Origin of the sequence: Haemophilus sp. CCUG 66565 (genome assembly GCF_001679495.1) — a bacterium.
In the GTDB taxonomy this organism is placed as follows: Bacteria; Pseudomonadota; Gammaproteobacteria; order Enterobacterales; family Pasteurellaceae; genus Haemophilus; species Haemophilus haemolyticus_K.
Map to the genome: position 1 here is coordinate 1 of NZ_LZOX01000018.1, position 14,808 is coordinate 14,808.

14 protein-coding genes are annotated in these 14,808 nt (G+C 36.1%); 8 read left to right on the plus strand and 6 right to left on the minus strand.

What is annotated here, in order from left to right; all coding sequences use genetic code 11:
* Positions 1-142 precede the first annotated feature (142 nt).
* Positions 143-796: a DNA transformation protein TfoX gene (tfoX, locus tag A9501_RS09050; RefSeq protein WP_083071934.1), complete on the minus strand. Its 654-nt coding sequence runs from the start codon at positions 794-796 to the stop codon at positions 143-145.
* Positions 797-1,168: 372 nt separating this feature from the next.
* Here tfoX and recA point away from each other — a divergent pair, with 372 nt between their 5' ends.
* Positions 1,169-2,233 (plus strand): recombinase RecA, encoded by a 1,065-nt coding sequence (gene recA, locus A9501_RS09055; RefSeq protein ID WP_009499645.1) that lies wholly within the window; start codon positions 1,169-1,171, stop codon positions 2,231-2,233.
* Between the two features lie 79 nt (positions 2,234-2,312).
* Positions 2,313-2,771: a recombination regulator RecX gene (gene recX / locus A9501_RS09060; protein ID WP_065265643.1), complete on the plus strand. Its 459-nt coding sequence runs from the start codon at positions 2,313-2,315 to the stop codon at positions 2,769-2,771.
* Here recX and crcB read toward each other — a convergent pair.
* From crcB to hcp, 4 genes are all read right to left on the minus strand, one after another.
* Positions 2,768-3,154 carry a fluoride efflux transporter CrcB gene (crcB, locus tag A9501_RS09065; RefSeq protein ID WP_065265644.1) on the minus strand — a complete coding sequence of 129 codons (387 nt, stop codon included), beginning with the start codon at positions 3,152-3,154 and terminating at the stop codon, positions 2,768-2,770. The two genes, recX and crcB, sit on opposite strands and share 4 nt — an antisense overlap.
* Entirely contained in the window at positions 3,154-3,972 is an 819-nt protein-coding gene (locus A9501_RS09070) for a Cof-type HAD-IIB family hydrolase (protein WP_065265645.1), read from the minus strand. Before A9501_RS09070 ends, crcB begins: the two co-directional genes overlap by 1 nt.
* A gap of 112 nt (positions 3,973-4,084) precedes the next feature.
* The gene (gene hcr / locus A9501_RS09075) at positions 4,085-5,107 is read right to left on the minus strand and encodes an NADH oxidoreductase (RefSeq protein ID WP_065265646.1); all 1,023 of its coding nucleotides are present in this window, start codon (positions 5,105-5,107) and stop codon (positions 4,085-4,087) included.
* A 103-nt stretch (positions 5,108-5,210) separates the two neighbouring features.
* Positions 5,211-6,863 (minus strand): hydroxylamine reductase, encoded by a 1,653-nt coding sequence (hcp, locus tag A9501_RS09080; protein WP_065265647.1) that lies wholly within the window; start codon positions 6,861-6,863, stop codon positions 5,211-5,213.
* 365 nt (positions 6,864-7,228) lie between these two features.
* On the opposite strand from hcp, the gene A9501_RS09085 reads away from it, so the two are divergent.
* The 4 genes from A9501_RS09085 (at position 7,229) to A9501_RS09100 (ending at position 11,366) form a co-directional block, all read left to right on the plus strand.
* Positions 7,229-8,233: an ornithine carbamoyltransferase gene (locus tag A9501_RS09085; RefSeq protein ID WP_065265648.1), complete on the plus strand. Its 1,005-nt coding sequence runs from the start codon at positions 7,229-7,231 to the stop codon at positions 8,231-8,233.
* Between the two features lie 9 nt (positions 8,234-8,242).
* Positions 8,243-9,175, plus strand: coding sequence for a carbamate kinase (gene arcC / locus A9501_RS09090; RefSeq protein WP_046953375.1), 933 nt, complete (start codon positions 8,243-8,245; stop codon positions 9,173-9,175).
* A gap of 104 nt (positions 9,176-9,279) precedes the next feature.
* Complete coding sequence (locus A9501_RS09095; protein ID WP_005658950.1) at positions 9,280-10,809, plus strand: YfcC family protein; 1,530 nt, start codon at positions 9,280-9,282, stop codon at positions 10,807-10,809.
* An 89-nt stretch (positions 10,810-10,898) separates the two neighbouring features.
* Entirely contained in the window at positions 10,899-11,366 is a 468-nt protein-coding gene (locus tag A9501_RS09100) for an Lrp/AsnC family transcriptional regulator (protein WP_065265649.1), read from the plus strand.
* A 37-nt stretch (positions 11,367-11,403) separates the two neighbouring features.
* Here A9501_RS09100 and A9501_RS09105 read toward each other — a convergent pair whose 3' ends face one another.
* Entirely contained in the window at positions 11,404-12,639 is a 1,236-nt protein-coding gene (locus A9501_RS09105; protein WP_065265650.1) for a Zn-dependent hydrolase, read from the minus strand.
* Between the two features lie 123 nt (positions 12,640-12,762).
* Here A9501_RS09105 and pepE point away from each other — a divergent pair, with 123 nt between their 5' ends.
* Positions 12,763-13,467, plus strand: a complete 705-nt coding sequence (gene pepE / locus A9501_RS09110) for a dipeptidase PepE (RefSeq protein WP_065265651.1) — start codon at positions 12,763-12,765, stop codon at positions 13,465-13,467.
* Between the two features lie 17 nt (positions 13,468-13,484).
* Positions 13,485-14,780 carry a C4-dicarboxylate transporter DcuC gene (gene dcuC / locus A9501_RS09115; RefSeq protein ID WP_005638348.1) on the plus strand — a complete coding sequence of 432 codons (1,296 nt, stop codon included), beginning with the start codon at positions 13,485-13,487 and terminating at the stop codon, positions 14,778-14,780.
* The last annotated feature ends 28 nt before the right edge of the window (positions 14,781-14,808 follow it).

Here is a 14,808-nt window from a genome sequence, read left to right on the forward strand (position 1 = left end):
ATATTGTTAAAGAGCAAAAAACAACGACGCACTTGTAAACTTAAATACTTCACAACAGTGCGTCGTTGTGTGCGGTGCATTATAGGCGTTTTAAAACCCTTTGCAACCCCTTTTTAAGAAATTTTATTTGAACGCGCAAATTTTACTCATCATCTAATTTTCTATAACCCTTTAAACCGTTAGCCCTCAAAACTTCATTCAATTTTTTTAATAAAGCTTCTTTTTCTGCTTTAGTGAACATTTGGCTATTTTTATTAAGTAATGCTCCAACTAATTTCCAGTAGAAATCTAAAGTAGCACCACTTCCTGCTTTTTTTAATCGAACCATAGCATTCTCTGCGCCAATTTCCCTCAGCATTTTAACATCTAAAATACCAGCTTTAATTAGCGCTCTCTCATGCCTAATAGTCAAGTTAGCCAAATCTTTCAAACGGTTTAGTTTATTTAATATACGCTTTAACTTCTGCTTTTGAATTTGTTTAATAGATAGAATTACTAGTTTTCTACATAATGTATTATCACCTATAACCTGATTAGATAAAGCATAATACTGAGAAAGAACAAAGCGTTTATTTACTTCATTTGTTGTAAAAGGCTCACAACCAAGCCTAATAAGATAAGATGCTAACTCTCCCTCCCCTCTCAAGTAGAGTTTCTTATTTTGCCAAATTGCAAACATCGTTTCTCCTTTATGGAATAACCCATATCCTGTAAAAAGGTTCCTGGAGGTAACATTTCCTACCAACTGATCTAACAGAGAGCAAACTACATCAATATGTTCGTCTTTTATATTCATATATATCTCCAAAATGAATAATTTGTTGAAAAAATCGGTAGAAGTACTTCTGCTTTTTTTTATATCACGAACTGTTTTCATTACCTAAAAATAAATTTCAATTTTGTGAACCTGATCGCAAAATAAAATTTATTTTAAAAAAAACACTTAAATTACTATGAATAATCAATATAGTAAAAATCCTTCTTACAACATAAAATAGAGATAAAAGAAGCAAATTTATTTCTAACTATTTTTATTTATCTATAAATATTCAAAACTAATTCTGAGCTGTAGTTCACATTTTTCATAAAATATAGAAATTTCTCTTGACCTGTACATCAATACAGATATAATCACGAAAAACTTGAACATTCAAACAGGAATTCACTTATGGCGACTCAAGAAGAAAAACAAAAAGCACTAGCTGCAGCATTAGGACAAATCGAAAAACAATTTGGTAAAGGCTCAATTATGAAGTTAGGCGATACCAAAACGTTAGATGTAGAATCTATTTCTACTGGATCACTTGGTTTAGATGTTGCACTAGGAATTGGTGGTTTACCTATGGGACGAATTGTAGAAATTTTCGGACCTGAATCATCTGGTAAAACAACATTAACTCTTTCCGTCATTGCTCAAGCGCAAAAAGCGGGAAAAACCTGTGCATTTATTGATGCAGAACATGCCCTTGATCCTATTTATGCAGCAAAACTTGGGGTGGATGTAAAAGAACTTTTTGTTTCTCAACCTGATAATGGTGAACAAGCACTTGAAATCTGTGATGCATTAGTTCGCTCTGGCGCAATTGATGTAATCATTGTTGACTCCGTTGCCGCACTGACACCAAAAGCTGAAATTGAAGGGGATATGGGTGATTCCCATATGGGACTACAGGCTCGTTTAATGTCACAAGCTTTGCGTAAACTTACTGGCCAAATAAAAAATGCAAACTGTTTAGTTGTATTTATTAACCAAATCCGAATGAAAATAGGTGTGATGTTTGGCAATCCAGAAACTACCACTGGCGGTAATGCATTAAAATTCTATTCTTCTGTTCGTTTAGATATTCGTCGCACAGGTTCTGTAAAAGATGGCGAAAATATTATTGGGAATGAAACTCGCGTAAAAGTAGTGAAAAACAAATTAGCGGCACCATTCCGTCAAGTAGATTTCCAAATTCTTTATGGTGAAGGGATTTCAAAAGCGGGTGAGTTATTAGAACTTGGTGTAAAACACAAGCTTGTAGAGAAATCAGGTGCATGGTATGCCTATAATGGAGAAAAAATTGGCCAAGGTAAAACTAACTCAATGAAATGGCTCAATGAAAATCCAGAAAAAGCAGATGAGTTAGAAGCTCGTTTACGCGCAGAATTAGTAGCTAATCCAGAACAAGCTTTAATGGCTGACATTGAACAATCTGAAAATAGTTCCGAATCAGAAAGTGATTTTGAATAAATCAAATTATCAACGCCAAAAGTGCGGTCATTTTTAACCGCACTTTATATTAACTCAATAAAAATAAAGGAACCATTCCTTGTCATCCCTCGCTTTTAATTACATCGTTAATCTTCTTTCTCACAGAGAATATAGTGAATTCGAGCTCCGTAATAAAATGCAGGAAAAGAACTTTTCAGAAGAAGAAATTGATGATGCATTATCTTTATGCCAGGCAAAAAATTGGCAAAGCGATCGTCGTTTTTCAGAAAATTATATAAATTCACGCGCACAAAAAGGTTATGGTGTAGGAAGAATTCGACAAGAATTACTCCAATTAAAAGGTGTGTCTTCTGATATTATTGATGAAGTTTTAATAGAATCAGAAATTGATTGGTATGAAATGGCAGAGAACTTGTTACGTAAAAAATTCCCAAATTACAACGAACAGCAAACGCCTAAAATAAAACAAAAAATTTGGCAATATATGCTATCACATGGATTTCGTAGCGATGAATTTGCTGATTTAATTGGGAAAAACCAAAGTGAATGGGATTAATGTAAAAGTTGAGAGCAAATTTTATATATCCAAATGCCCAACACAGTCATAGCTAAACATCCGAATAAATGCATCATCAATACACAAAATCCATTTAACCACTTGTCATTAAAAAATAATTCCACAACTTCGGAAGAAAAAGAAGAAAATGTGGTTAGCGATCCTAAAAAACCGGTAATTAAAAATAACCGCCATTCAGCACTAATTTGTGGGAATTGCCAAAAAAGCCCAAGTAATACACCAATAATTAAACAACCAAGCAAATTAGCGATTAAAGTCCCAAAAGCAAACGAAGAAAATACAGGATTAAATAACAATCCTATAGTCCAACGCAATGACGCGCCTAATATTGCGCCACAACTTATGAATAATAATGCCTGCATTAATAATCTAATCCAAATTGAGTTCGCAAATAACGAGCGGCTGATTCTTCTTTATTTGAGCCAATAACTTCTAACTCTGGACAAGCTTTTTTTAAACGAATATCTGCATCTTGCATGATACAGCCTTTACCAGACCAAGAAAGCATTTCTACATCATTCATTCCATCACCAAAAGCAATACAGTCTTTTAACTCATATTCTCGTGATTCGAGTAAATGTTTTAATGCATCGCCTTTTGAAACATTCTTATTCATTACTTCCAAACAAGCTAATGCTGAATAAACAATTGTCGTTACGTCACCAAACTTATCTCGTAAATAAGCTTCTACTTCAACTAAATCCTCTGGAGTTTTACCAATAAAAAAAACTTTTTCTGTCCCACGTCCATGATGTTTGGAAAAATCAACTACGTTATAATCGAATCCAGATTCTTTATGGAACTGACGCATTGCAGGAATATCTTTATTAGTAAACCAACCTTCATCTTGATAGCTATTCATGCATACTTTGGAAGTATTAAATGGAGTTTTGTAAAGCTCTAGAACTAATTCTTCAGGCAAGCTGTTGCTATAAAGCAAATTACCCTGTAAATCCCGTACACGAGCACCATTTGATGTAATCATAACCGCTCGTTCCACACCAATTTTTCCAAGAATGGATGACACATCGGTATGGTTACGCCCCGTTGCTAAAATGATATCCACACCGTTTTGCTCTAATGCTCTCAGCGTATCAATGGTAAGATCACCGACTAAATGTTCAGGTGTTAAAAGTGTGCCATCTAAATCAGACACCATTGCTCGAAAAGGTAAATTCATAAAAACCTCAAAAAATAATTTGCGGTTATCATATCACTAAATATACAAATTGCCCTTGTCTAAGATCAATGTATAAAAAACCGTAATAAAAATAACCGCACTTTATTAAGGATTAAGGCATTAAATCAACTGATATATTTCCTTTCATTTGACAGCAGCACGCTAAAACATAACCTTGTTTAATTTCGTCTTCTGTTAGCGGTCCGTTTGAACTCACTTCATAATCACCACTCACCACTAAAGTTTTACAAGAACCACAAATACCTTCTCTACAAGCTGCAATAATCGGTGCTTTATGCTCTTCCAAAGCAGCTAACAATGTTTTTCCAACAGGTACAGAAAAAGTTTGAGGTACTGGATTAGTAATAGAAAACGTCACTTGTTTACTATTATCTAACATACAATTTTCTGCTGAAGAATGAAATTGCTCTAAAAAGAAACGCTCAGATGGGATACCTAGGGATTCTGTCATCGCACGTAAATCACGCATATAACTTTCAGGGCCACAAGTCAGCACTGTATAATCAGCTATATTCGGTACAAGGTCAGATAACATTTGACTATTTAAACGTCCAGCTATAAAGCCTTCGTCCGCATCAACAGAAGCATTAATAAATAATTTTAACTGTGGAAATTGTTCTTTCAGTAATGTCCATTCTCGTTTAAAAATAACATCTTTAGGCGAATGGACACTATATAATACAACCACATCTACACCTGGTTTATTTTTTAATAACCAGCGAGTCATAGACATGATTGGCGTAACGCCACATCCACCAGCCACAAGCAAATATCGATCACTTACAATGCGGGTACAGGTAAATTTACCCATTGGATCGGATAGCCAAATTTGATCACCTTCTTTAATTTCGGACGTAATCCAATTAGAACCAACTCCATTTTTAATACGGCGAACGGTTAAAGTAACAAAACGGCTCATTCCTGGCGTAGACGATAGCGTATAAGCACGTACAATATTTGGTGTATTACGAATACTTACTAAAGTATACTGACCAGGCTCATAAGAGTAAAAATCTTGTGCTATTAATTCAATTGTATAGACATCATCAGTTTCCTGATGAATAGCATGTACCTGCATTTCGTTATAACACAACGGATTCTGATTATTTGACATAGAATTTTCTCTTTGAAGATAGAAAAAAGTGCGGTGGATTTTTAAAATGTTTATAAAACTAATACTACAAATTAAAAAATCGACCGCACTTTTCTATGAAATGTTATTTAGCTAAAGCTTCTGCCATATCTTGTTCAGGAGTGGTCAAACCGCGCAAACCGAATTTTTCATTTAATAATGCCATCACATTATCATTTAAAAATGCTGGAGCAGTCGGCCCTGTATAGATATTTTTTACACCTAACGCCAATAAGGTAAGCAAAATAACAATAGCTTTTTGCTCAAACCAAGAAAGCACTAGTGTTAATGGCAATTCATTAACGCCAATACCAAGTTTTTGTGAAAGATTTACAGCAAGCATTATCGCAGAATACGCATCATTACATTGCCCAACATCTAACAAGCGAGGTAACCCATCAATAGCACCAAAATCTAATTTATTAAAACGATATTTACCACAACCTAAAGTTAAAATCGCACAATCTTCCGGTACTTGACGAGCAAAATCAGTGTAATAGCTACGTTCACCTTTGCTACCATCACACCCGCCCACTAAGAAAACATGACGTAATTTTCCACCAGCAACAAGATTAATCACCGCATCTGAAGCATCTAATAAAGTTTGACGACCAAACCCAACGGTAATTTTGTGTTCTAATTCATCATAAGGGAATCCTGCCATTTCTTGTGCTTTCGCGATAACTTGACTGAAATCACGATCTTCAATGTGCGTTACACCAGGCCAGCCCACAATACTACGGGTATAAATACGATCTGCGTAATTACCAACATTAGGATCAATAATACAGTTAGAGGTCATAATTACAGGACCAGGGAATTTCGCAAATTCTTTCTGCTGATTTTGCCAACCACTTCCATAGTTACCAACCAAATGATTGTATTTTTTCAATTCCGGATAACCATGCGCAGGCAACATTTCACCATGAGTATAAATATTTATCCCTGTTCCTTCCGTTTGTTCTAAAAGTGCTTTTAAATCTTTTAAATCATGACCAGAAATTAAAATACATTTTCCTGCTACAGGCTTCACATTTACTGTTGCTGGAACAGGATGACCAAATGCTTCTGTTTCACCCGCATCTAATAAACTCATTACTTGAAAATTCATATTACCGATGCCAAGCGCCTTTTCTAGCAATTCATTTAGATCACTTGGATTCGTTCCTAGCCACGCCATAAACTCATGGAATTGACGATATACCTCATTATCAAATTTACCCAAAACATGGGCATGTTCCATATAAGCAGCCGCACCTTTTAAACCGTATAAACAAAGCATACGCACGCCATGTACTTCTTCCCCAATTAAAGTGCGGTCAGAATTTAGGGCAAAATTTGCAGCTTGTTTTGTTAAATCAGAAATCGTTTCACCTTCAAGCTGTAAATGAGCTAATGGATGGTTTATATCAATACTTGGATTTAGTGTACGGCAGCGTTTCATTAAATTATCGCGATAAGCTATGGCTTGTTGCGCATATTCAACAATACGTTGAGAATCAAAGTTTACATTAGTCAAGGTAGAGAAAAATGCCTGTGCTGTAAAAGCATCAATTTCATTATCGATAATAGCTAAATCTCTTGCTTGAATAGCCCAAGCAGATAAGCTTTGCAGAGTTGCAATAAGAAGATCTTGTAAATCAGAAGTTTCCGCAGTTTTACCGCACATTCCTTGAGAGTAACTACAACCATTACCCATTGGAGTACGCATAGTTTGTTCACATTGTACACAGTACATAATTAAGTCCTTTTGTTAGAATAGAAAGTTTCGTTATAAACCCGATAAAATCACTCAGATTTATGGAAAAAATGATAAAACCTTTTTTCTACTAGATACAAAAGGAAATTTTAATTAATTAGAACTTGTTTGATCTAGATTAAGCTAATACCAATAATGAATTGATTTTCTAGTTTAGAAAAACATAAATTCTAATAACACTAAAAACCTCGCAATAAAATTCGATATCTTTTACATTACCAGCTGAAATACGATAACAAATTTCATTTTATCTCTCTTACAATACAATTGTTCGAACAACAAACAGTATCATCGAATGATGTATGTTTATTCCCAATGGATAGTCAAAACACAAGGAGATTATTATGGCTTTCAATATGAAAAATAGACATTTACTTAGTCTTGTTCATCACACAGAACGTGAAATTAAATATCTCTTAGATCTCTCCCGAGATTTAAAACGAGCCAAATATGCAGGCACAGAACAACAAACATTAAAAGGCAAAAATATTGCGCTCATCTTTGAAAAAACCTCCACCCGCACACGTTGTGCATTCGAAGTCGCCGCTCATGACCAAGGCGCTCAAGTCACCTACATCGACCCTAACTCCTCCCAAATTGGCCACAAAGAAAGTATGAAAGATACCGCCCGCGTATTAGGCAGAATGTATGATGGCATTGAATATCGTGGCTTTAAACAAAGTATCGTTCAAGAACTTGCTGATTATGCTGGTGTGCCAGTATTCAATGGTTTAACCGATGAATTCCACCCAACACAAATGCTTGCCGACGTACTTACCATGATTGAACATTGCGACAAACCATTAAACGAAATTAGCTATGTATATATTGGAGATGCTCGCAATAACATGGGTAATTCACTTTTATTAATTGGTGCAAAATTAGGTATGGATGTTCGTATTTGTGGACCTAAAGCATTATTACCAGAAGCAAGTCTTGTGGAAATGTGCGAAAAATTTGCGAAAGAAAGTGGCGCTCGTATTACTGTAACTGAAGATATCGACAAAGCGGTAAAAGGTGTAGATTTTGTCCATACTGATGTGTGGGTTTCAATGGGTGAACCATTAGAAACTTGGGGCGAACGCATTAAATTATTACTTCCTTATCAAGTCACTCCTGAATTAATGAAACGCACTGATAATCCAAAAGTGAAATTTATGCACTGCTTACCTGCCTTCCATAACAGCGAAACCAAAGTTGGTCGTCAAATTGCTGAAAAATATCCTGAATTAGCTAATGGTATTGAAGTGACTGAAGATGTATTTGAATCTCCAATGAACATTGCATTTGAACAAGCAGAAAACCGTATGCACACAATTAAAGCAGTAATGGTTGCAAGTTTGGCATAAGGAGGCAGTATGAGAATAGTGATTGCATTAGGTGGTAATGCGTTATTACGACGCGGAGAGCCGCTGACAGCCGAAAATCAACGACAAAATGTTCGCATTGCTTGTGAACAAATTGCTAAAGTTTGGCCAAACAATGAATTAGTTATTGCGCACGGTAATGGCCCACAAGTGGGTTTACTCGCCTTACAAGGTGCTGCCTATACTGATGTGCCAACCTATCCTTTAGATGTATTAGGTGCAGAATCAGTAGGAATGATTGGTTATATGATTCAACAAGAACTCGGTAATTTAGTTCCATTTGAAGTGCCATTTGCAACTTTATTATCTCAAGTAGAAGTTGATATCAACGACCCAGCTTTTAAAAATCCAACTAAACCAATTGGCCCTGTTTATACGAAAGAAGAAGCTGAACGTTTGGCAAAAGAAAAAAATTGGTCTATTGCACAAGATGGTGATAAATATCGTCGCGTTGTGCCAAGTCCATTGCCAAAACGTATTTTTGAAATCCGTCCAGTAAAATGGTTACTTGAAAAAGGCAGTATCGTAATTTGTGCGGGTGGCGGCGGTATCCCGACCTATTATGATGAAAACCATAATTTACAAGGTGTTGAAGCCGTTATCGACAAAGATTTATGTTCAGCTTTACTTGCAGAAAATCTTGATGCTGATTTATTTATCATCGCAACAGACGTTTCCGCAACTTTCGTAGATTGGGGTAAACCAACTCAAAAAGCAATTTCTGTCGCATCACCTGAAGCCATTTCAGAACTTGGTTTCGCTGCAGGTTCCATGGGGCCGAAAGTACAAGCCGCGATCAACTTTGCGAAACAAACAGGAAAAGATGCAGTAATAGGCTCTTTATCTGATATTGTGGACATTGTGAAAGGAAAAGCTGGTACTCGTATTACGAAAAAAGCTGAAGGTATATCCTATTATGCTTAAATAATAAAAGAACTTTGAGAAATCATTCTCAAAGTAAAAGTGCGGTCGGTTTAACCGATGTTTTTACCAACCGCACTTTAAACGTTAAACATAAGGAGCTCGCTATGGATGCGTCCAAAAAGAAAAAAACGTTTAATTTCCCATCAGCGTTTACAATTTTATTTGCAATATTAATTCTCGCTGTTGGATTGACCTGGGTTATTCCATCCGGTTCATATTCAAAATTAACATATAACTCCACTGATAATGTTTTTGTAGTCAAAGCTTATGGCGTTGACGATAAGACTTATCCCGCCACAACAGACACTCTTGATAATCTCAATATCAAAATTAAACTCTCCAACTTCACCGAAGGCGTGATCAAAAAACCAATCGCGATTCCTGGTACTTATCAACGAGTAGAACAACACCATAAAGGCATTGAAGATATCACCAAAAGTATGGTGGAAGGCACCATCGAAGCCGTTGATGTTATGGTCTTTATCTTTGTATTAGGTGGTATGATTGGTGTCATTAACCGCACTGGTTCTTTTAATGCTGGTTTGATGGCACTCGCAAAGAAAACCAAAGGTAATGAGTTTTTTATTGTATTCAGCGTATCCGTTTTAATGGTGCTAGGCGGTACAACCTGTGGTATCGAGGAAGAAGCCGTGGCATTCTATCCAATTCTGGTACCTGTATTCTTGGCTCTGGGATATGATGCAATAGTCTGTGTAGGGGCTATATTCCTTGCTTCATCTATGGGAACGGCATTCTCTACAATTAACCCATTCTCTGTTGTTATCGCATCAAATGCAGCTGGTATTCAATTTACTGAAGGTATTGGTTTCCGTGCTCTAGGTTTAGTTTTAGGCGCAACTTGCGTAATCGCATATCTTTATTGGTACTGTAAAAAAATCAAAGCTGACCCAAGTTTTTCTTTCACTTATGACGATCGCGAAGAATTTCGCCAACGTTATATGAAGAACTTTGATCCAAATGCAACTATCGCATTCTCAGCTCGTCGCAAATTAATCTTAACGCTTTTCTGTATTGCATTCCCTATTATGATTTGGGGTGTAATGGTTGGCGGATGGTGGTTCCCTCAAATGGCTGCATCTTTCCTTGCCATTACTATCATCATTATGTTTATCAGTGGCTTGTCTGAAAAAGATATTGTGGAATCTTTCACTGAAGGTGCATCAGAATTAGTAGGAGTGTCCTTAATCATTGGTCTTGCTCGTGGCGTAAACTTAGTACTCGAACAAGGTATGATTTCTGACACCATCCTTGATTATATGTCTAATGTAGTTAGTGGTATGCCAGGTAGCGTATTCATCTTAGGTCAATTAGTCGTATTTATTTTCCTAGGCTTAATCGTACCGTCTTCTTCAGGCTTAGCCGTGCTTTCAATGCCAATTATGGCACCACTTGCTGACTCAGTGGGTATTCCACGCGATATCGTGGTTTCCGCTTACAACTGGGGACAATATGCAATGCTATTCTTGGCACCAACAGGATTAGTATTGGTGACTCTCCAAATGTTGCATATTCCATTTGATAGATGGGTTAAATTCGTCATGCCGATGATTGGATGCTTATTACTAATCGGATCTATTTTACTGGTAGTACAAGTATCCTTATATAGCGTTTAATTAGTCAAATTGCCGCCTAGATCACAGTTTTTCTAGGCGGTTTCTTTTATACTAGGTTATCTTTTTTGTTAGCATAAAAAGGATTTACTATGCTTAAAAAACGCTTTGATAATATTGATACCCGTATTCTTAAAGCATTGCAACGCAATGGTCGATTACAAAATAATGAACTTGCCAACGAAATAGGGCTTTCAAATTCAGCTTGCTTACGCCGAGTAAATCAACTGGAAGAAAGCGGCGTAATTGATAGTTATGTTGCCTTATTGAATCCCAAGAAAGTAAATTGTAATCTCATCGTTTATGCATTAGGCTCTTTCTTTGAAGAAGATCCTGAATTAAAAGAGCGGTTTATTTTTGAAGTGAAATTAATCCCTCAAATTACCGAATGCCATTTTATGGCTGGTAGCTTTGATTTCTTATTGAAACTCAATGTATCCGATCTTGATCAATTTAATTACATCAAAAACACCTATCTCAATTCTAGGCTTGGCATTAAAACCTTAAAATCAGAAGTTACTCTAAAAACGGTTAAATCAACAACTGAGTTGCCTTTATAAAAAAACTCGTATTATTGATACTAGTTTTTTATAACAATTAACAAACTTCAGCCTGTTCTAATATAACTTTTTGTAAAACTTTAATTCCTGCTTCTATATCTTTCCAATCAGTAAATTCAAGAGGGTTATGACTAATTCCCAAATGAGATGGAACAAAAATCATACCTGTAGGACAAAGTGTTGCCATATGCATTGCATCATGTCCAGCACCACTTGGCATTATTTCGTAAGAATAACCAAGGGAATGAACTGTTTCAGCTATTTGGTTTACCATATTTTCAGGTAATACTATTGGATTATCTTTTGAAATAAGTTGTAACTCAATTAATAATCCTCTTTTTTCTGAAACTTTACTAATTTCTTCTTGTAATAATTCAAATACAGAATCTCTAGCTTGTACATGTGTACCTCGAATATCTACTAATAATTCGCAATATCCTGGCACAACATTCATTACTCCTGGTTTAGCTGTAATATTACCTACTGTAGCTACTGTAGAATGTCCAGCTTGAATAGCCGCTTGCTCAATAGCAAGTGATAGTTCAGATCCTCCTAACAATGCATCATGACGATAATGCATTGCTGTTGCTCCTGAATGATCCGCTTGTCCTTTAATTTTAACAATTGCACGAATTGGAGCAGCAATACCTGTCACAACACCTATTGTTTTTCCTTCATTCTCTAAACGAGGGCCTTGTTCTATATGAAGTTCAAAAAAACATTTAAATTCATTTGCATCACGTTTTGCTTGATTAACCAAATTAAAATTCATTCCAACTTCAGACATAGCTTCTGATAAACCCTTTCCTTGTCTATCACGTAACAAACTTAATTTTTCTTGATTTACTATGCCGCACATAACTTTACTACCCAATGTAGCAAAATTAAATCTACTCGATTCTTCACAAGTAAAAATTATCAATTCTAAAGGATAGCGAGTCTGAATATTCTGTTCACACAATTGCAAAAGAATTTCCAACCCAGCAACAGATCCCAAAGGACCATCAAATTTACCAGCATTCACAACCGTATCAATATGTGATCCGAATGCAACTGCAGGTAAAAAATCTTCTTTACCAGCCTTACGAATAAAAAGATTTCCAATTGAATCTCGACGAATAGATAAATCATATTCTTTACATAATTCAATAATCATATTATGGGCCTTTTCATCCTCCTCTGTAAAAGCTAAGCGAGTCAGCTCGTTTGGTACTGATGAAATAAAAGCTAGTTTTTCAATTAAATTTTGAACACGATTAAGATTAATTGACATAGTTTTCTCCTGACACGGTTTATTTTTTGATATTCGTCAAACAATAATAATTTTTCGTTGAAAATTAACCTTTTCTAAGCGTAATATCGGTATTGCTAAATGCCTCTAATAAAGGAGTAGAAAATGAAAAACATGTTACTGCTCAGTAGCTCAAAATACAAGAATACAGGTTATCTAGAACACACCGTACCTTGGTTACAAAATTTCTTGTCTGATTATCGTGGTAAAACAATTGCTTTTGTACCTTATGCTGGGGTACGTCGCACTTTTGATGAATATGAAAAAACTGTGCAAAATGCACTTTCTGATTTAGGGATGAATATTGTTTCTGTTCATCATGGTAAACAGCATCGAGATATCATTGAACAAGCAGATGTCATCGCTATTGGCGGCGGGAATACATTTTGTTTGTTAAAACAGCTTTATGAACACAATTTGATTGATATCATTCGTGAAAAAGTAAATAACGGTACACCTTATTTTGGTTGGAGTGCTGGGGCCAATGTAGCTGGCGCATCTATTATGACAACTAATGATATGCCGATTACTTATCCTCCTTCATTTCAAGCATTACAACTTTTTCCTCATCAAATTAATCCGCACTTTATTTCAGGTAAAATGCAAGGCCACAATGGAGAAAGCCGAGAAGAACGTTTGGCAGAATTTTTACTCGTTAATCCAACTGCATTTGTATATGCCTTACCTGAAGGTTCTGCGCTTCATATACAAAATGAAATGGCAACTGTATTGGGTGAAAACCCTATTTTGTGCTTCAGTGAAAATATGGAATGTGGCACATTTGACATCAATACAACTTTTTCTTATTAACTTAAAGGGAACATATAATGGAATTATTCAAATCCATCGTTGCAGTGATTGGCATTATTGCCACAATTTATTTTCTGATTAAAAAAGCCGAAACCCGAACCGTTTTGATTGGTGTCGGCTTAATTATGTCCATTCTGACGCTTAATCCAATGGGCGCATTAGATGCTTTTGCCAAAAGCATGACATCTGGCGGATTAATTATGGCTATCTGTTCTAGTATGGGTTTTGCTTATGTAATGAAATACACTCAATGTGATACTCATCTGGTACATTTACTTACCAAACCATTAAGCGGATTAAAATTCTTCTTAATTCCGATTGCAACCGTCATCACCTTTTTCATCAATATTGCTATTCCTTCTGCTGCTGGTTGTGCTGCTGCGGTTGGTGCAACATTAATTCCTGTTTTAAAAAGTGCGGGTGTTCGACCAGCTACTGCTGGGGCAGCTATTTTAGCAGGGACTTTTGGATCAATGATGAGCCCGGGTTCTTCTCACTCAGCAATGATTAGTGAAATGTCAGGCTTAACTATCGCTCAAGTAAACCTTTCACATGCGCCATATAGCATGATTGCGGGAGCTATAGGTGCGGTTGTTTTAACAATTCTTGCTCTTGTTTTTAAAGATTATGGTGAACAACATCGCCAAGCTTATCTTGCAGAACAAAAAGAAAGTGAAATTAAAGTTGTTGAAGGCGTCAATGTACTTTATGCCCTTGCACCATTAATACCATTAGTTATTTTAGTAATTGGTGGAACGTCATTACAACAAGTACCAGGTCTTGAATGGACTAAAATGGGTGTGCCTCAAGCGATGCTTATTGGCGCAATTTACGGCATTATCGTAACTCGCATTTCCCCAGTAAAAATTACTGAAGAATTTTTCAATGGTATGGGAAATTCTTATGCAAACGTACTTGGTATCATCATTGCAGCCAGTGTTTTTGTAGCAGGATTAAAATCTACGGGCGCAGTTGATGCTGCAATTTCTTTCTTAAAAGAATCTAACGAATTTGTACGTTGGGGCGCAACAATTGGACCATTCTTAATGGGGTTAATTACAGGCTCTGGCGATGCTGCAGCAATTGCCTTTAACAGTGCCGTCACACCACATGCTGTAGAACTCGGTTACACTCATGTAAATCTTGGTATGGCAGCAGCCATTGCTGGTGCAATTGGTCGTACAGCTTCACCAATTGCAGGCGTAACCATCGTTTGTGCAGGCCTTGCGATGGTAAGCCCAGTAGAAATGGTAAAACGTACCGCACCAGGTATGATACTTGCTGTTTTATTCTTAGCATTATTTATGTTGTAAAAATAGTAAAAAATTGACCGCACTTTTT

What these genes read in the sequence shown, in the direction of transcription:
- tfoX (WP_083071934.1), bottom strand. Translation starts at nt 796, where the DNA reads ATGAATATAAAAGACGAACATATTGATGTAGTTTGCTCTCTGTTAGAT.
- recA (WP_009499645.1), top strand. Translation starts at nt 1,169, where the DNA reads ATGGCGACTCAAGAAGAAAAACAAAAAGCACTAGCTGCAGCATTAGGA.
- crcB (WP_065265644.1), bottom strand. Translation starts at nt 3,154, where the DNA reads ATGCAGGCATTATTATTCATAAGTTGTGGCGCAATATTAGGCGCGTCA.
- A9501_RS09070 (WP_065265645.1), bottom strand. Translation starts at nt 3,972, where the DNA reads ATGAATTTACCTTTTCGAGCAATGGTGTCTGATTTAGATGGCACACTT.
- hcr (WP_065265646.1), bottom strand. Translation starts at nt 5,107, where the DNA reads ATGTCAAATAATCAGAATCCGTTGTGTTATAACGAAATGCAGGTACAT.
- hcp (WP_065265647.1), bottom strand. Translation starts at nt 6,863, where the DNA reads ATGTACTGTGTACAATGTGAACAAACTATGCGTACTCCAATGGGTAAT.
- A9501_RS09085 (WP_065265648.1), top strand. Translation starts at nt 7,229, where the DNA reads ATGGCTTTCAATATGAAAAATAGACATTTACTTAGTCTTGTTCATCAC.
- arcC (WP_046953375.1), top strand. Translation starts at nt 8,243, where the DNA reads ATGAGAATAGTGATTGCATTAGGTGGTAATGCGTTATTACGACGCGGA.
- A9501_RS09095 (WP_005658950.1), top strand. Translation starts at nt 9,280, where the DNA reads ATGGATGCGTCCAAAAAGAAAAAAACGTTTAATTTCCCATCAGCGTTT.
- A9501_RS09100 (WP_065265649.1), top strand. Translation starts at nt 10,899, where the DNA reads ATGCTTAAAAAACGCTTTGATAATATTGATACCCGTATTCTTAAAGCA.
- A9501_RS09105 (WP_065265650.1), bottom strand. Translation starts at nt 12,639, where the DNA reads ATGTCAATTAATCTTAATCGTGTTCAAAATTTAATTGAAAAACTAGCT.
- pepE (WP_065265651.1), top strand. Translation starts at nt 12,763, where the DNA reads ATGAAAAACATGTTACTGCTCAGTAGCTCAAAATACAAGAATACAGGT.
- dcuC (WP_005638348.1), top strand. Translation starts at nt 13,485, where the DNA reads ATGGAATTATTCAAATCCATCGTTGCAGTGATTGGCATTATTGCCACA.